This is a genomic window from Rubinisphaera italica (genome assembly GCF_007859715.1).
In the GTDB taxonomy this organism is placed as follows: Bacteria; Planctomycetota; Planctomycetia; order Planctomycetales; family Planctomycetaceae; genus Rubinisphaera; species Rubinisphaera italica.
This window is the reverse complement of the sequence record NZ_SJPG01000001.1, coordinates 6,652,978-6,670,499: the sequence shown is the minus strand read 5'-3', so window position 1 is coordinate 6,670,499 and position 17,522 is coordinate 6,652,978. Positions and strand designations below refer to the sequence as shown.

General features: G+C 48.7%; 13 protein-coding genes and 1 tRNA gene. 9 read left to right on the top strand and 5 right to left on the bottom strand.

Features of this window, described 5'->3' with window-relative positions; translation table 11 throughout:
• Positions 1-456: 456 nt before the first annotated feature.
• Both Pan54_RS25530 and Pan54_RS25525 read right to left on the bottom strand, forming a co-directional pair.
• On the bottom strand, positions 457-1,374 hold the full coding sequence (locus Pan54_RS25530; RefSeq protein WP_146506248.1) for an HDOD domain-containing protein: 918 nt from the start codon (positions 1,372-1,374) through the stop codon (positions 457-459).
• Positions 1,375-1,592: 218 nt separating this feature from the next.
• A complete protein-coding gene (locus Pan54_RS25525; protein WP_146506247.1) occupies positions 1,593-3,062 on the bottom strand; it encodes an SGNH/GDSL hydrolase family protein in 1,470 nt (489 codons plus the stop codon).
• Between the two features lie 372 nt (positions 3,063-3,434).
• Here Pan54_RS25525 and Pan54_RS25520 point away from each other — a divergent pair, with 372 nt between their 5' ends.
• From Pan54_RS25520 to rsgA, 3 genes are all read left to right on the top strand, one after another.
• On the top strand, positions 3,435-3,869 hold the full coding sequence (locus tag Pan54_RS25520) for a DUF2203 domain-containing protein (RefSeq protein ID WP_146506246.1): 435 nt from the start codon (positions 3,435-3,437) through the stop codon (positions 3,867-3,869).
• Positions 3,870-4,006: 137 nt separating this feature from the next.
• Positions 4,007-4,501, top strand: coding sequence for an FHA domain-containing protein (locus tag Pan54_RS25515; RefSeq protein ID WP_146506571.1), 495 nt, complete (start codon positions 4,007-4,009; stop codon positions 4,499-4,501).
• Between the two features lie 43 nt (positions 4,502-4,544).
• Entirely contained in the window at positions 4,545-5,672 is a 1,128-nt protein-coding gene (gene rsgA, locus Pan54_RS25510) for a ribosome small subunit-dependent GTPase A (RefSeq protein ID WP_146506245.1), read from the top strand.
• A 95-nt stretch (positions 5,673-5,767) separates the two neighbouring features.
• On the opposite strand, the gene Pan54_RS25505 is transcribed toward rsgA, so the two are convergent.
• Complete coding sequence (locus Pan54_RS25505) at positions 5,768-7,453, bottom strand: cation:proton antiporter (protein WP_146506244.1); 1,686 nt, start codon at positions 7,451-7,453, stop codon at positions 5,768-5,770.
• A gap of 204 nt (positions 7,454-7,657) precedes the next feature.
• Positions 7,658-7,732, bottom strand: a tRNA-Met gene (locus tag Pan54_RS25500).
• 471 nt (positions 7,733-8,203) lie between these two features.
• Here Pan54_RS25500 and Pan54_RS25495 point away from each other — a divergent pair.
• From Pan54_RS25495 to Pan54_RS25485, 3 genes are all read left to right on the top strand, one after another.
• Entirely contained in the window at positions 8,204-8,779 is a 576-nt protein-coding gene (locus Pan54_RS25495; protein WP_242631433.1) for a GNAT family N-acetyltransferase, read from the top strand.
• A gap of 193 nt (positions 8,780-8,972) precedes the next feature.
• Positions 8,973-10,451: a hypothetical protein gene (locus Pan54_RS25490; protein WP_146506243.1), complete on the top strand. Its 1,479-nt coding sequence runs from the start codon at positions 8,973-8,975 to the stop codon at positions 10,449-10,451.
• Between the two features lie 277 nt (positions 10,452-10,728).
• Complete coding sequence (locus Pan54_RS25485; protein ID WP_146506242.1) at positions 10,729-11,316, top strand: HAD family hydrolase; 588 nt, start codon at positions 10,729-10,731, stop codon at positions 11,314-11,316.
• Positions 11,317-11,497: 181 nt separating this feature from the next.
• On the opposite strand, the gene Pan54_RS25480 is transcribed toward Pan54_RS25485, so the two are convergent.
• Entirely contained in the window at positions 11,498-13,234 is a 1,737-nt protein-coding gene (locus tag Pan54_RS25480) for an NADPH-dependent assimilatory sulfite reductase hemoprotein subunit (RefSeq protein WP_146506241.1), read from the bottom strand.
• Positions 13,235-13,756: 522 nt separating this feature from the next.
• On the opposite strand from Pan54_RS25480, the gene hflX reads away from it, so the two are divergent.
• The 3 genes from hflX (at position 13,757) to Pan54_RS25465 (ending at position 17,414) form a co-directional block, all read left to right on the top strand.
• The gene (gene hflX / locus Pan54_RS25475) at positions 13,757-15,133 is read left to right on the top strand and encodes a GTPase HflX (protein WP_146506240.1); all 1,377 of its coding nucleotides are present in this window, start codon (positions 13,757-13,759) and stop codon (positions 15,131-15,133) included.
• A gap of 163 nt (positions 15,134-15,296) precedes the next feature.
• On the top strand, positions 15,297-16,565 hold the full coding sequence (locus Pan54_RS25470) for a hypothetical protein (protein WP_146506239.1): 1,269 nt from the start codon (positions 15,297-15,299) through the stop codon (positions 16,563-16,565).
• Between the two features lie 255 nt (positions 16,566-16,820).
• The gene (locus Pan54_RS25465) at positions 16,821-17,414 is read left to right on the top strand and encodes a hypothetical protein (RefSeq protein WP_146506238.1); all 594 of its coding nucleotides are present in this window, start codon (positions 16,821-16,823) and stop codon (positions 17,412-17,414) included.
• Positions 17,415-17,522: the final 108 nt, after the last annotated feature.

Below are 17,522 nucleotides of genomic sequence, written 5' to 3'. Positions count from 1 at the left end.
GTGCTCCAGTGATCGATCGATCATGTCTACATTGGCACCAACAATGATCACGGGTACCTCTCACACTATCCCAAACATATTGATCTGGGGGGAACTGTTGTGTTTCCAGAAATCAGGTGGCAAGTATTTGTGGCTGCGCCACTCAGAGAACTCTGCGAGATACTCTGAGCTACCCGGTAACGACGTTGTTTACGATGAAGGCACAATCTGGGGGCTACGCATGGCTTCGACCCCAGCCCCCGTCGTGGCTATGAAGCATGCTTAAAAGATGTGGGTAAAGACAAGCCGACTTAGTCGGTCGGATTACCTTGTGGGAATTTTCATCAGAGAAATACAAATCTGAAGCAGGGCATTCACTGAAAAAACAACTCCCTATTCAATTATGGGCAAGCTGAATTTTTCACATCTCTGGTTAATAGGCCCTGAAAGTGATGGGATTCCATTTGAGCACGAATCTCAGACGCCAGCCGTTTTGAAATGTTTTTCGAGGCGACTTTTCAAGGTGATGTGATGCATCTGGTTCCCACCCAGTTCTCGATAATCCTGATCGACTTTTTCAGCGATTTCCTGAAGTTGAAATTCTCGCCAGACAGATTCGAGTTGAATCAATCGGGTTAAACCATCGGGCACTTGATTGATGACATCGGGCATGAGTGCAGAAATTGCGACAGCTGCGACGCAAGATTGTGCGAATTCTGGAACGAGCAGAATTTCCAAACCACGATGATGCTGATGCAGACAACAGACCATTTCATCGGGGAAATTCCATTGATGGGCAATGTGAGCCGCAGCGACGGCATGATCCCATTCAAAGATTGTCTGTTCGAATTGGGTAATCAATTGGGGTTTCGTCGTTTGATGATCGACAAATTCTGTGTACTGCTTGAACAGAGCCGATGTCAGAGCTGGCAACAGAAAGTCCTGAAGCATGCTCGCCGCATAGGCGGTCTCAGCATCCGCTCTCATGAGAATGGCCACTTCGCGGGCGAACAACGCTTTCTCAAGATTGGCTGACCAGAAGTGATTCAGATTGATCAATTTGGATTCACATCGGGACATTGTCCGCCTGACTGCAGTCGTCAGTACATAATTACGAGCCTTGGAGACCCCTAGTAAACTCATGGCATGCTTGACACTGGTTGCCTGACTACGGAGTCCAAATACACTCGAATTCACCAGTTGCAAGATTTCAGCGGTCAGGCCGGCATCCGTTTCAAGAATTTTTCCCAGTTCGGCCACATTGGCATCAGGTTCGTTCGCTTTTTGCGTAAACGTAGTGACTGCGGTCGGAAGTACCGGCAGTTTGAAATTGGGAGGAAGCTCCAGGTTCGGCGAAGCTCCCAGGAGTTTTTCGCGTTGTTTTGACCAGTCCATACACTCAGCACTTATGTACAATGATTCACGGGGCGGTAGTTGCAGCTATGATTACTTTAGCTCATATTCTGAAGTCATGTCGGAATAACCCAGCCTGACTGGCTTGATCGGCTTTCAGGAACCAAAATTTATTGGTTTTCAAAATTTGCATAAGCCTCAAAACTATGAATCGTTAGTAGCATTGGGTAAGTTTTGTTTCGACACAACACATCCTTCCCTCAATTGATCCCAGGGGCTTGCTCGCGAATTTTATCACCCCGTCCTGCTGCCCAGGCTTGCAGGTTTTTGAGTCGCTGATGCCCATCCTCAAAGTAGGCCGCGTCCAGTGATTCCATCTGCTTAACGTACTTACGCTCGATGATTTTACGAGTTTTCTTATCAGGACTCTGCGGCAAAAATCCTTCCCGGGCGAAGATCTCGATGGTCTTTAAAGCGATCTGTTGATGCCCGGCTATGGTCGGATGGACATGATCGAGCAATAGATTATCGCCAGGGATTTTGGTCGGGGAAAGCTCCGCAAAAAGTTCGGCAATATCAATCAAAGGCAGATCGAATTCCGCAGCGATTATTTTGAGATCCTGTTGCATGGAACTGAGTATTCTCAGAGGACAAATATCTTCATCACAAGCGAACACAAAATGCTGGAGTGCGAGTTCCAGTTCCTGATGCCCTAGAAGTTCCTGAGCGAGTAAAAAATGGTAGCCTGCTTGCTCGGGATTCAGAGCGAGCATATTTTGAAGCAAGGTTTCAGAGAGTTCGGGATGCTGCTGGAGTTGTACCCGCAAGGATTCGATTTGATGCTGTTGTTGATTTGTCAGCCCCGCAGAATCTAACGACTTAAAGGGAGGGCAATCCCGCAGATTTCTGACCGGATTATAGAGAATGACTGGCACCTCTTTCTCACGACAGTCCAAAATGAGATTACGAATATTCGTGCGAAACTGATCCTGCACTCCTTGCCTCCAGACAGAATCTCGCTGGTAATATTCGATTCCCCGTTCGTAGTCGAGCACAGCGTCGACCTCGCTGGGAAGTTGCTGATGGGGTTCGAGCGAATTGTTCTTACGATCCCGATGTTGATTCAGGAACTCGAACGTTTTCATCGATGCGAGCAGTCGAGGGAGAAATTGAAAATTTTCTCGAATCGGCTTGAGATGCCCAAAGGTCCGTTCTTCGAGAAATTCATTGTGACCGGTGTAGAGTAGAATGAGATCGGGCTGGTAATTCAGGACTTCCTCAAGAATAGGCTGCAGCCGATAGCTCGCGTACGAGACTCCACCACAGTTGATCACTTCCCAGTTCCTCTCGGGAGCAATTTCATCCAGAGCAATTCGCATCCAGGTTGTAAAGGAGGTTTCCACGGCATAAGGACGGCCTTGAACGGTTGAACCACCCAGGCAGAAGATCCGAAAGGTCCGATCGGATTTCACAATCGGAAAAGATTGAGGCCGAAAGTAAACAAGCCGCTGATCCCGAATGCGATACTCCCCCTTGGTTTCATCTCGAACAAAAAGCGATTGCGGGTCAATAAATTCGACAACGGGACGGTATTCCGGGCGAGAGGCATGCCAGTCTATGGCGCGAAGCAGAAGTTCAAAACCGAACAGCGGAGTCAGTCCCAGCAGGACTGCTAACAGTCGAAATATTAATCTCTTCCTCAGTAAACGGAATTTTGTTTTTTCTGCCACTTCGACTATCCGTCAACTGTTTTCATCGGGTAAAAAGATAACCGTCAATACGTCTGTCCCAAATGGGAACCTTTTTCAGCTTTACATTATCCCGATCGAGAGAACAAATGAAACTCACAAAAGTGTCTTTGCCAGACTCAGACTGAAAGATGCATTATTTCAATAGGGAGTTTTTTTATCCGAACCTTGCATGCATTTTTACAATCTTTAATTGGTGAAAGCATCGATCAAAGTGGACGGATTTTCGATTCCTTCTGTTCTGGATGTTTCAAAAAAAACTTTGGGAATAGAATGCCACCTGTTCACAGCATTCCCCTTGTCGTATAATGGTGGTGTCATCATATCATTGACTTCTTTAGAGAGAGCATGGCCATGAATGCAACAATGCCGCAACCTGACATTGCCAGAAGACACTTCACTTTGGAAGAGGCGAACCGTTCCCTGCCACTTGTGAAAATGATTGTGCGGGATATTGTGGCTTTATACACAGAAGTTTGCAGTCGACGTGAACGCCTCGAAGACTTGAAAAATTCCCGCTCTAAGTTTCTTGGCTCCGAAGGGATGTTTAGCGACGAACTTGAAGAGATGGAAACTTCCATCGATACTGATATTGTTCGTCTGAGAGAATACATCGATGAATTGACAGCACTGGGGATTGAACTGAAAGATCCGGAAATCGGACTGATTGACTTTCTTTCACTCAAAGACGGTAAAGAAATTTGTCTTTGCTGGAAACAAGGTGAAGAAATCGTCGGGTTCTGGCACGGAACCGATGAGGGTCTGGAAGATCGGAAAACCGTTTCGTAGCCATTTTTGTCTTGAAATCGTTTTCGACTTTCAAATTCGAAATCAGACTTTAGAATAGAGCGTGTGTTCAGGAGATGATTTTCTCTGGCCACGCTTTTTTTATGTAATATTCATGGGCGACATTGGTTTTGACTACGATGCACGGCGAATTGAATCCTGTGGGAGGAGGCGACTCCATCCCGCTTCTGAAAACAAAACTCATCATCGGGCGGCGGCCGACATGTGATATCTGTCTTCCATTCCCCAACATTTCCTCTCAACACTGTGAACTCGAACTCCAGAACGGCTACTGGCACATTCAAGATTTGGCCAGCCGAAATGGAATTAAAGTGAATGGTGTCCGCGAGGAATCTCGTTTTCTGCTCCCTGGAGACGAAATTTCAGTGGCTAAACACGCCTTTGAAATTGCGTATGAGCCCACTTCTGACCAGCCCCCTCCGGAAGAAGCCAATCCTTTTGCGAAGAGTCTGATGGAAAAAGCGGGATTGACGAGTAAGAAAAAAAAGCCATCCAAATCTGATCAGATTGACTTAATGGGTGATGGCAAAGCTCCAGTTCCTTCTAAACGGACTCCCAAGCCTAAAGGCAATTCCCAGGACGACCAAATCCTGGGCTGGCTGGGAGACGAATAATGATGCTTCTGCTCAACGATGATATCCAGGAAGTGAATTCTCTGTGAGTGCACGAAAACGCAAGATTCGTGTCGACTTCAAGAAAAATCGTGGCAAACGTTCGCGTGCTGGTCATGAGTGGCGGGAAGCGGTGCGGCAGGACCAAACCGATGATCTCAATGCCGATGAACGAATTTCTGGAAAAGGAAATCTTTCTCGCAAACGGACTGTCATCGCTGAGGAGTCCGAAGACGGGGAATTGATTGCCAGTCTCGATGTCGATGTAAAAGACTGTCTGACCGGTCGCGTTCTCTCGATTGTTGGCTCGCATCAATGTCGGGTTCAATCAGAAGATGGTCGCGTGCATGTCTGCGCAGTTCGGCAGGTTCTCAGAACACTCATGAAAGAGTCCCGCAACACTGTTGTCGCTGGGGATATCGTGCTCTTTGAACCGCTCGGCGATGCCCAGGGAATGATTCATCGCGTTGAACCAAGACGCGGGACTCTGGGAAGGGGCAACGATAGAAATCAGCAATTGATTGTCGTCAATGTCGATCTGGCAGTGATCGTCGTGACCGGAGTCTCCCCACACTTCAAGCCAAGCCTGATCGATCGCTTTCTGATCAGTTGCGAAAAAGGGAATGTCTCACCCGTCATCTGCATCAACAAAAGCGACCTGTTCAATTATCGTGAACTGCTGCCAATTGTTGGGCAGTACGCCAATCTGGGATATCCGGTCGTCCTCACTTCGGCTCATACCGGATATGGAATCGATCAGCTCCGGGAGATCATTGCCGGTCGACAAACTGTTTTCAGCGGACAAAGTGGTGTGGGAAAAACATCGCTGCTCAATATGATTCAACCGGGACTGGCACTCAAAACCTCGCAAGTCTCCATCGATTCCGGCAAAGGACGACACACCACCCGTACTGCGACTCTGCAGGCGTTGGAATTCGGAGGCTGGGTCGTCGATACTCCGGGCATCCGACAGTTACGATTATGGGATGTTGGGCGCGAGGAAGTAGAAGGGCATTTTATTGAATTCCTTCCCCTCGTCCGCTACTGCAAATATCCCAACTGCATGCACATTCATGAACAGCAGTGCGGTATTCGCGATGCGGTGGCAGCAGGATTGATTTCAGCCCGTCGCTACGATAGTTATCTCAAAATATTAAATGATGACGAGTCGTAAATAGCCAGACATCCGAAATAAGAGCTTCAATCTCTTGTCGGGGGGGGGAGGATCAATTCATTTCCTGCTTCCGCTGCCGAGTAATGCTGACCTGATCAATCCTGGTTCACGTCCTGCGATTCCGCTGGCTTCACTTTTTGCTGATAATTGCTGATCCAGTCACACAAGTGGTTGCCAATTTGCTGACCGACTTCAAATTCATCTCCGAAGACAATATCTGCTCCCGAGCTGAGAATTTCGTCACTATCCCGCTGGTATCGTGAGCGCACGATAATATGAGCCTGAGGTGCAAGTTGGCGGATGATATCGGAAATGGCAATCGAGGAACGAACATTCGGAAGTGTGATCACAACGACTTTCACGCTTCCAATATGCGAATGTTCGAGAACATCAAACTGAGAGGCATCTCCCACCTGACCATGAATGCCTAACTGGCCGGCTTTGCGGATATTTGACCGATTGATATCGATTACCGCAGTCACCAGATTTCTCTCAACAGCTGCTCGCCCGGCAATCTGACCTGCAGGCCCGAATCCGACAATCAGGACATCTGGATGAGGAGTCTCGTGCTGTGAAGTTCTGGCAGAGGCTGTGATTGCTTTGGGAAAGAGCGTCAAAATCCAGCGGGCAATTCGATTTGATTTGGCGACCAGAAATGGGCTCAGGAATAACGAGACAATCGTCACAGAAACAAACAAATTCAAAGTCGCTTCTGAAATCACACCTGCATCACCTGCTATTCGCCCCAGCACAAATGCGAATTCTCCCACTTGAGACAAACAGACCGCAGTCGCCAGCGATGTTTGCAGCAGATTTTGGAAGCAGAGAAAAATCAAAGTGATTATGACAAATTTCAAAGTCAGCAGTATCACAACGGTAATACATAACATCAGTGCGTTTTGCACAATCCAGACTGGATCGGCGATCATCCCGGCTGAGCCAAAAAAGAGAGTGAGCAAAAGGACTCGCAGTGGAGAGATGTCGGCTCGTACCTGCGTCGCATACGGAGAACTTCCCAAAAACATCCCGGCCACAAACGCTCCCAGAGCTGGAGAAATCCCTGCTTTATGAGCTGCCCATGCTGAGCCGAGTCCAGTGACGGCTGAGAGCAGAATTGTTAATTCCCGATTTCTGGCCAGTTCCAAAGCATTCAATGCGTAGTACGCAACAACGTTCAGCAGTAAATACAAGCCAATGATCAGCCCCGATGCAACCGCAAGGACACGTCCAATATTTGCGATTACGCTGCCAGCATCGTCACCGCCAGCCAGTAGCGAAATCAAAATCGCCAGCGGAACAACTGCGATATCCTGAATCAGCAATACACCAAGCGAATTACTTCCATAAGGCGTTTCCAGTTCCTGGCGTTCCATTAGAGTCCGCAGCACCACAGCGGTGCTACTTAAAGCAACCATTGCACCAATTGCAGTCGATTCCCCGGCTGTATATCCGAATAAATGAGCAACCCCGGCTGCAGCCAGAAGAGTAAGAACGACCTGCAGCGCTCCTCCAATCAGCGGAACCGGCCCCAGTTTCTTCAATCGAGAAATTGAAAATTCCAATCCCAGGCTGAACAGCAGCAAAGAGACGCCAAGTTCAGCGATTGCTTCTATTTCATGTTCGGACTTCACCAGTTGAAAACTACCCGGCCCGCCCAGAAACATTCCCGCCAGCAGGTAACCAACAAGCGGAGACTGGCCGAGTCGCGAAAAGACGCCTCCCATAACAAGACAGGCAGATAAGAGCAGTACGACATCGGAAAGTAATGTCCAGATATCCATGAGAATCCATTCGGATCAGTGGAAGTTGAGTGCGGAAGTTGGGAGCGCATGAGAAACCCCGTCACGCATTCAACGTAACGGGGTTTCTACCATTTTCATTGAGCAATCACTTTGATTTCGTATAGAAGAACCCAAATCGAGCACACTAACGAGCTTGCGAGAAAATTAAGGCTTTCTCACAATTCAAAGAGGTTACACTACAAGTAGCGGTGGAGGGATTTGAACCCCCGACCTACGGCTTATGAATCCGCCGCTCTAACCAAACTGAGCTACACCGCCATTCAAGAGACTCCGTCCTGAACGCTCCTTGAACTCACAGTATATTTCGACACTTGCCGCTTGGAAAGTCAGCTCGTGTCGCATTTCAGGACATTTTTCCAGATGAGACCAGAAAATCAGCCATCAGGTTCGTTTGAATCGGAGAATCCGCATATCTTATCACGGATTTCCAAATAAATGAGCAACTGCACCGATTAAAACGACACCTTTCAGGCTGACCTCCAAGACTTGGCATCCATTTACCAATTAGGATTTGACATATTCACCTGCAAATGTAGCATTTAGGCAACAAGTGAATTTTCGATCCATCGCGATAACAGCTGTTGCTTTGTTCTCATTACTTATAATGGTGGTCTGCCACTGGCTTCGCCAGCGCAAGTTGAGATCAATACTGTAGTTGCAATGCAGTCTCCCCATATATTTACTGAACCAAAGCTCTACCGTTTCAGGCCAAAACTCAGGATTGCACAGATGCCAGAACGCTACTACAAGCGATATCGCATGGAATTCGATCTGAAGCAGACTCCACTGCCAGCAGCTGAGTTGCCTGACGGATTTCGCTGGGTTGCCTGGGAACCGAATCTGCTCGAAAGCCATGCTCGTATTAAGGCAGAATGTTTTGCAGGCGAAGTTGATTCTCAACTCTTTCCCTGCCTGAGCAATCTGGCTGGCTGCAGACGTTTAATGAGTGATATTTCCTCCCGCAGCAATTTTCTGCCTGAAACCACCTGGCTGATTGAACATCCCAGTTCCTCATTGACCTCGAAATACTGCGGCACCATTCAAGGCATGCGACGAGCTTTCAAACTCGGGGCGATTCAAAATGTCGGCATCACTCCCGATTGCCGTGGCTTGGGACTGGGGAAAGCCCTGGTCACAAAATCCTTGCAGGGCTTTGCCGAATGTGGAATCCAACGGGTCTATCTGGATGTCACCGCTGCCAACTGCACTGCGGTTGCCCTGTATCACTCCATCGGCTTCCGCATCACAGATCGCTCTTATCTGACATTGCACGTACCCGACAACGCAACACCGGTCGCTACATAGCCTGCCCTATTCTAAAATAGTGTAGTTCAGGCATTTGCAATTTCTGCAATTCCTGCGGAAATATTGAGGATTTCCTTCAAGAATCCGGTCGATCTTGATCAGATCCTCAGAATGACTTACCGTTCGACTCCCCTCGAATGGAAAACTTCCGTTCTTCCCCGAGTCTTCACTCACTCTGATTCAACCTTTCTCCATGAACACTTTTCACTCAATCCGTTTCGGCTTGATGATGCCCTGCATCGCAGCCGGTCTGTTTGCGCTGATTGGTTGTGGAACCGTGGATCACTCCGTCGCGAAGTACAATCCCAAGACATGGTTCAGTTCTGATAACAAGGACGCAAATCAGGAAGTCAGCACGGAAATCGCAGAGGCAACTGAAGAAAATCCGTTTCTGGTGACCGGTGAGCCTGAAGTGCAAATGGCCTCCGCTAAAAAAGCGATGGTCGTCAAAGAAGAAGTACAAACCCCCAAATTTGATGCGGCTACGATGATGCTGATCGAAACCGAATTCCGCGATGCGACTCCCGAAGAACGTAAACAGTGGTACGAAGAATTGCGTCAGGTTCCGCCCGATATGGTGCCTCGAATCATCCGTATGCGACGACTTGCCCGTCAACATTCCGAGGATGCCTCATCGGATGAAACACGAAAGGTTCCTGCATATCCTTCGAGTGAAAACAGCAACGAACTTCCGGTAATTGCTGATCACACCCAGCGGAGTGCCTCGGCCAACGAACTTCAGGCACTGGATCCCTGGAATCGACCTTCAGAGGGAAGATCCCAGCCACAAAATCTGCAGCCTGGGGAAATGGTGACGGTCTCAAATCAGCAACCGGAAGCGAATGAAGTTGGAAAGATTCAAACCGCTGATGGGATCAAAACCGAATCACTCTCTCCGCAAAAGAGCAGTACACCGGTTATGGAAACCGTTCAGAAGTCAGATAAAGAACGTTACGAAGAAGCCTTGGCCACATTGATTAGCTTGTCCGAACAGCAGATAAAACACAATCTGCCGGCTGGCGACAATACACAAATGCAAGAATATACGAGAGATCATGTCTTCCTGCGGATGATGTATTTGATGAGTGATCGTCACGAGCGGACACTCGAAGCGATCCCCGATCTCCCCGCAGCCGAGCAGGAGTTCTGGCAGAAACTTTTCTGGGGCATGTCGAATTACTTCGATGCAACCGGGATTCCGAATTCGGGAGACCGTGCGACTCATGCCGTTTCTCAACTGTCCGACGCCACCGACCGCTTGCGGGAACGAGCCAATCTGGAAATTCGCAATGTCACTTTCTCCCGCGGCATCCAAGGCTTCGGAGTCTACGATCGCTTCGAACGCGATGAATTCCGCCCCGGACAACCGGTCCTCGTCTATGGAGAAATGCGTAATTTTCTGAGCGAAATGACACCCGATGGCACTTTTAAAACCGTGTTGAAATCGACGGTCGAAATTCATCGAGCGGGCAGTAATCCCGGTTTGGTCGTTGAACAGGAATATCCTCCCACAGAAGACTATTGCCGCACTCGCAGACATGACTATTTCCATAGCTACAAAGTCAACATCCCCAGCGAGTTAACCGTCGGTCCCTATCTCCTCAAATTGATTGTCGAAGACCAACTCAACCGCAAGGTTGCGACATACTCAATCAACTTCACTGTGAAATAAAATCACGAATAGTGTATTTGATGAGAATAGATGGGTGGCACGCTCTGAGCAAAGCGAAGGGCGTGGTATCGCTATCAACTATGCCCATCACTGCGTTCTGGGACGTGCCACAATGCTTCACCGATCCGTGTCCATCCGTGGTACAATTTTTCTTTTCGCAAACAATGAACTTCTCATAAATCTGCGAATTCAATTTGAATTCCTGAAGCCCCACCCGCTATAACGTGGCCTGCAAAAGCGTTTCTTTCATCTCTTTAGGCCGAAAGGCGGAATCTTCGTGCAGTACGAAGCGATTATTTTTGATTGTGATGGCACCTTAGCCAACTCCATGCCCGCTCATTACATTGCCTGGGTATCGACTCTTAAACGCTACGGTCTCGAATTTACGGAAGATCTGTTTTATGAGACCGGTGGCTGGTCGACTCTCAAAGTCGCCCGTCATCTACTCGAACTTCATGGACATGACGGCGATGCTGAAGCGATTGCCGAAGAAAAAGAAGATGAATTCGAAAAACATCTCGATGTGATTCTGCCGATTGAACAGACCATCGAAGTGGTCAAAGTTCACTTCGAAAAAATCCCCCTGGCCGTTGCCACGGGTGGCATCCCACGCGTCTGCCACGGCATTCTCGATAATCTGGGACTGCGACAATACTTTCAGACAATCGTCACCGCTCTCGATATCGAACACCCCAAGCCTGCTCCCGATACCTACCTCGAAGCCGCCCGCCGTTTAGGAGTGAACCCGGCCAATTGCCTCGCCTACGAAGATACCGACCCCGGCATCGAATCGGCTCGGCAGGCTGGAATGTCGACAATTGATGTTCGTACTTACTTTAAGCCTGAGCGTGTGACTGCTGGTTAATAAAGCGTGTTTCGCTAACAACTACAACTAAAGTGAAAGTTAAGAACCGCGGATGAACACAGATAAACGCGGATGCAATATTATCTGCGTCAATCTGTGTCCATCCGCGGTTCAATAAAAAACAAGCTGCGAAGATCATTAGACCTTCGCAGCTTGTTGAATTTCAATCCCTCTTTGATGCTCACGCAGCAGAGGAAACTTTTTCTGTCAGATCTTCGAGACCTTTGCGATTACAGAAATCCCCAAACGATTCCTTGCCTTCTCGCTCGGCTTTGAAGTATGCAAATATCGGCGACAGTGTGGGAGCGACATCTTCGAATTTGACCATGTCCTGGAAGATGAATCCGAGTCGTGTTCCTTCGGCATTTCCTCCTAAGAACATCGTATACTTGTTGACTGCTTTTCCGACCAGACCGATATCGGGAGTGTATGGTCGGGCACATCCATTCGGGCAGCCGGTCATGTGCACGCTGATCAACTCCTCCTGCAAATCATATTTCGCCATCTCGGCTTCAATCTGACTCATCAGATCTGGCATGACTCGTTCCGATTCCGTGACGGCTAATCCACACATCGGCAGAGCCGGGCAGGCCATTGAGAAACGTCGTGAGATCGTGTATTCCTCGGCTGTTTTAATGCCGTGCTCTTTGAGCATGCTGGCGATGTCATCTTTATCAGCGGGATCGATATCGCAGAGAATCATGGATTGCAGAGCCGTCAGGTGGACGGGCATCTTGTATTTTTCGACGACGGCTCGCAAACCGGTTTTGATTCGCAAGTCACCTTCGTCTTTGATACGTCCATTCTCGATATTGATACCGACGAAAAGTTTGCCATCGCCCTGTTCACGCCAGCCCATGTAATCGTCGACGCCAGTCACTTTGACACCACGAACGGGTGAAAGAGATTGACCATAATACTCGACGACTTTCTCACGGAACTTTTCGATTCCCCATTTGTCGACGAGATATTTCATACGGGCAACTTTGCGGTCTTCTCGATTCCCGAAGTCTCTTTGAACTTTGACAACCGCTTCGGCAACCGCACAAACTTCGCCAGGTGCCAGGAATGCGAGAGGTTTACCCAGAGCCGGATAAGTCTCTTTCTTGGCTGGTGTTCGTCCCATTCCGCCGCCGACGTACATGTCGTAACCGACGACAGCATCGTTCTCGACGATCGCCAGCAGACCGATATCCTGCGTCATAATGTCGACATGATTGTCTTCCGGGAGAGCGACGCCAATCTTGAACTTTCGTGGCAGATAAGTCGCCCCGTAGATCGGTTCTTCAACCGGTTGGAACTCAGCGACATTTTCCTTATGGCCATCAGGATCTTCCACCCACAGTTCGAAGTAAGCAGTCGAGCGAGGTCTAAGATGAGCCGCGATTGCTTTTGTCATTTCCTGCATCTGTTCGAGAACAGGATTGTTCTTGTAAGGAACCGGATTGCACATGACATTACGATTGACGTCACCACAGGCAGCGTAGGTATCTAATTTGATTTTGCTGATCTCATGAATCGTTCGCTGCAGATTCTGCTTGAGCACGCCGTGTAACTGAATCGCCTGGCGGGTCGTCAGTCGCAATGTTCCTTCGCCATATTTGTCGGCCAGATCCATCTCGACGAGAAACTGATCGGCTGTCATTTGTCCGCCGGTCACACCGGTGCGAATCATACAGCTGTAGGCTTTAGCCATGCGGTTACCGTCAGCATCTTTACGGTTTCGCAGTTCGCGATTGTCCTGCTGATAGGTGCCATGGAATTTGAGCAACTGAGCCGCATCCCCCGAAAAACTGGGCTCTTGATTGAGTAGTTCTTCAGGAATCGGACCTCGCAATTGATGGGAGGCTTCCTTGATGCCCTCCATTTTGGAGAGCTTAACAGTATCGGTTGAGATTTTTGAGTCGGTGTCAGCCATCGATCCTTCGTCTTTCAATGATGGGATCCGCAAGTGTCAGTATTCGATCTATTTCGATCCATCAATTCGTGGAAAAGAGATCACGACCAGATTAGTTACGAAACCTGGCCGTTCAAAATGTGATTGATGGGCTGATTTTAATTTTGCCCAGTCGTTATGATAATTGTAGTGGTCTGAAAAATTTTTGAGAAGGGGAAGTGGGTTGGGCAATTTTTGAGGGGAGTCGGCGAAATTACTCTGCAAAACAGGTCTTATCGAGTATACGTGCAGTAAGATTGTCAGAAAGTTTTCCAGCTTTGGTCACATTCCGCAACAAAACTGCGGCAAAATTGCTCTGGATCGTTGGAGAACGCGAGGAAATATTTAATAACGAATTGCCGCCAGTGCTGGAAAAGGTACAATTTCTAAGAAGTGTCTGTGAACCTTTCCGGCTCCACATGGTCGAAAATGTTACTTGAATTCGTCAGACACTTTTTCTGATATGCAATTCATTGATGCAATCCATTTGCGACAGGAGCCATTTTGAATCAACCGTTGCGTGATACGCTAAAAGTCGAAGCCAAACGAGCAGTTCTTGTGGGGATGTTAACTCCCGGGCAAAAGCTGTCGAAAGAACATGCCCTGGATGAACTGGCCGGTCTGGCCGAGACCGCAGGGTGTGAGGTCGTTGGTCATTTGACACAGACACGCGACCATCCCGAACCGGCCACCTATCTCGGCAAAGGCAAGATCGAAGAACTCAATCAGCTCATGCAAGCAACTGATGCCGAACTGGCCATCTTCGATAACAACCTTTCTCCCTCGCAGGGTAAGAATATCGAAACGACGATCAAGTCGATTGTTATCGACCGCAGCGAAGTCATTCTGGATATCTTCGCGACACACGCCCGGACATACGAGGCGAAGTTGCAGGTGGAACTGGCTCAACTGCTCTATATGCGTCCGCGTCTGAAACGGATGTGGACTCACCTGGAACGTATCGAAGGGGGGATTGGGAGTGGTCGTGGACCGGGGGAAAAGCAGCTCGAACTTGACCGTCGAATGCTCGATAAACGAGTCTCCGAACTTCGCCGTAAGCTGGAAAGTGTCGAAAAGCGTCGCGAACGACTCGTCGCTTCCCGCAATGAATACTTCACCGTTTCCCTCGTCGGCTACACCAACGCTGGCAAGAGCACATTGATGCACGCCCTGACGGGAGAAGATGTTTACATCGCCGATCAGTTATTCGCCACGCTCGACACCAAAACCCGCAAATGGGATATCCCCAACTGGGGCAGCATTCTATTAAGCGATACTGTCGGTTTCGTCCGCGATCTTCCTCACCATCTCGTTGCCTCGTTCAAGTCGACACTCGAAGAAGCACTGCAGGCGGATTTGCTATTGCACGTTGTCGATGCCAGTAATCCCGAAGCGATGCAGCACATCGAAACAGTTGAAAGCGTACTCGAAGAAATCGGAGCGGGCGAAAAGCAGACACTCCTCGTGTTAAATAAAGTTGACCGACTTCCCGGACATCAAACTCCTGGAACAGAAATTAATGGAGACGACCTCAACAGCATCGAAGAAAATTCGTGGTATCACATTCTGCGAAACAAACACCGCGATGCCATGAGCGTGAGTGCAGTCACCCGAGAAGGCGTTGAGCAGCTCCGGGAAAAGGTTGTATCAATCCTGAGCAAAAACTTTCACGCGATCGAAATCACAGCTGACATCGGCGACGGAAAACTGACCTCAGTACTGACACAACTGACCGAAGTTGAACAAACCACTTACACAAACACAAACGCCATCTACCGCTGCCGTTTGCCTCAGGGAGTGATCGAGCGTCTACAAAGGGAGCATGAAATTCAAGTTGAGTTCCTGGAAGAATTCACCCCATCATCGACGGATGCTACTTGAATTGCCTGACGGTCTTTCAGATCGTAGGTTGGGTTACGCGTTCCGCGAACCCAACCTACTTCTACTTCCTGAAATAATTCTCTCAGAAATCAAAATTCTCATGAATCCCACTCTGGAATAACGTAAACTTGAATCTCATTCATTCATTATCGGGATTAGATTCATGAAGAAATTTGCTTTCTGGGCATTCCAGATTATTGTACTGGCTTGCTTTGCAATTGCTTATGGCGTGGCCAGTCCGAATATTAAAAATGAGATCGCCGACGATCTTTCGCCCTCAAAACGCACTCCAATTATCGATATTCCACGGGAAGTGCCCTTGCGGGTGGAGCCGTTGTACGATCGACCTGAAATGGTTTCCAATGAGGATCTCGCGGCTGTTCTCTGGCAGGTCCGACCGAAGTTCGATCGCAAAGAACTTCGTCCGAATCTCGTCGAGCATGCCATCCGTGCCTGGTCCGTTCATGCCGAATTTCGGGATCCTGACGTTCTTTCCGGTATGCAGATGGAAGATTTTCTCCTCGACCACGGCACCTTCGTCCTTTCTTGGGGAGAGTCAGCCTCGCCGTTATTACAAGATCGTCCAACCGGTGTCGGTGTCAACTGGGGGGAATATCGTAGCAACTCCGTGCATCACGATCATATGCTCGCCTGCATTACCGAAGCCGGGGCTCGTCTTGATTCGCCTGTTCTGATGCCGTCACAACGGAATATGACTCTCGAAAATGTTATTCACGAAGCCCTTCGGGATTTCCAACTCGATGAACGAGAAACCGAATGGTCGGCCATGGCCTTCGGGCTCTGGCTGCCTCCGACAAAAACCTGGCGGGCAATTAACGGACGAGAAATGTCCTTCGATCTCCTGGCTCAACGACTAATGCGGGGTTATCTCGAAAAAGGCGTTTGCAGAGGCACCCACCGCGTCTATTCCCTAATGCTTCTCTGGCGTCTCGATCAGGAATTCGACATTCTTTCTGAGGATGTCCAAAATGAAATCTATGCGCATCTCGAACTTGTTAGAGACCTCATTACCGAATCTCAATTCGAAGATGGCCACTGGCCTCCCAACTGGAATGAAGGCAAAACCGCAGTCGAAAATCCGCGAGAGAGAGAAATCCGCAGCGAGATCATTACCACCGGGCATCATCTCGAATGGCTGTCGATTGCTCCGGTCGAACTGCATCCACCACGAGAACTGATCGACAAAGCCGCTCAGTGGATCATCCAGACGACCAAGGCACAATCTCCGGAACTCATCCTCCAACGCTATACTTTCCTCAGCCATGTCGGCAATGCTCTAGCACTCTGGCGTGGAACAACTCCTGCCGCGTTCTGGAAACAGTGGCAGAAAGATAACCCAGAATACACTTTTGCGCCAATCCCAGGAGAAGACGCTCAAATCGATACGAAGTCCGAGGATACTACTCATTAAGTCGATTGGTCTGATGAAGGGGAATAACGCTCGACGTTCTTGTTATGATGTTCAGTCGAGCACAGCAATAATCGCAACTATTGGCATATTCATATCAGCCCAACTTAATCAACAAATCCTCTTTGATATTGATCTTATCGCATCATGTCCAATGGACTTTGGTCCGTTACCGTGATTAGTGTGAGAACCTTGCGTTTCGAATCCAATGGGATCCAATGCATTTCTCGACCTCAATATCTTAACAGGGCTAAAGACATGACATTTCAGAAAGCTTTTCACCAACTTAAGCAACCAGGCAGCTTTTCGCTCATCGCTTGTCTGCTCCTGACTCTGGCAGTTTCAGATGTCCATGCCCAAACGGTGCCACAACCAGATGAAGACCCGGTTGAAGTCTCCGACTTTGCATATGGTGCCGCTGTTGATGATCCTGCGAATAACGATCCCCGAAAAGCCGCAATGGTTGTTCCTGCTCCTGAAGGTTATTATTCAACAATGCTGCAAGGGACATTCCTCGCACAATACATGCAAATCTCAACTGGTGGACGACCAATTCCATTCTGGGGAGCACGGATTATGGATCTGGACCCAAACTCACCCCTGCACGATCTCGGTTTGCAGTCGGGCGATGTGATTACCCGTCTCGATAAAATCACAATTGCCAACAACATGAAACGCAGAAATCGAAACGAACCCTGGCAGATCGTGCAGATGGACAACCACTATGGTCCGACGAAAGTCCGTTATATCTACCATGCAACTACTCAGGTAAAAGAAGAGACTGTCGACCTGGGCCGTCACCGAAAAGGCCCCTCCGGCCCACCAAGACGCCCCGTTCCTCTTGCCCCATAATTCAGCAAGTTCAACAGTAGACTCAGGGAGCATTCGTGCTCCCTTTTTTTATGCAAAACAACACGAATGACTATTAATCAGTTTTGAAAAGCAGTCCCATTGATTCTC

Bases quoted from the DNA above. Each gene is read 5' to 3' on its own strand.
- Pan54_RS25530 (WP_146506248.1), bottom strand. From the start codon at position 1,374: ATGGACTGGTCAAAACAACGCGAAAAACTCCTGGGAGCTTCGCCGAAC.
- Pan54_RS25520 (WP_146506246.1), top strand. From the start codon at position 3,435: ATGAATGCAACAATGCCGCAACCTGACATTGCCAGAAGACACTTCACT.
- Pan54_RS25515 (WP_146506571.1), top strand. From the start codon at position 4,007: ATGCACGGCGAATTGAATCCTGTGGGAGGAGGCGACTCCATCCCGCTT.
- Pan54_RS25505 (WP_146506244.1), bottom strand. From the start codon at position 7,453: ATGGATATCTGGACATTACTTTCCGATGTCGTACTGCTCTTATCTGCC.
- Pan54_RS25495 (WP_242631433.1), top strand. From the start codon at position 8,204: ATGCCAGAACGCTACTACAAGCGATATCGCATGGAATTCGATCTGAAG.
- Pan54_RS25490 (WP_146506243.1), top strand. From the start codon at position 8,973: ATGAACACTTTTCACTCAATCCGTTTCGGCTTGATGATGCCCTGCATC.
- Pan54_RS25480 (WP_146506241.1), bottom strand. From the start codon at position 13,234: ATGGCTGACACCGACTCAAAAATCTCAACCGATACTGTTAAGCTCTCC.
- Pan54_RS25470 (WP_146506239.1), top strand. From the start codon at position 15,297: ATGAAGAAATTTGCTTTCTGGGCATTCCAGATTATTGTACTGGCTTGC.
- Pan54_RS25465 (WP_146506238.1), top strand. From the start codon at position 16,821: ATGACATTTCAGAAAGCTTTTCACCAACTTAAGCAACCAGGCAGCTTT.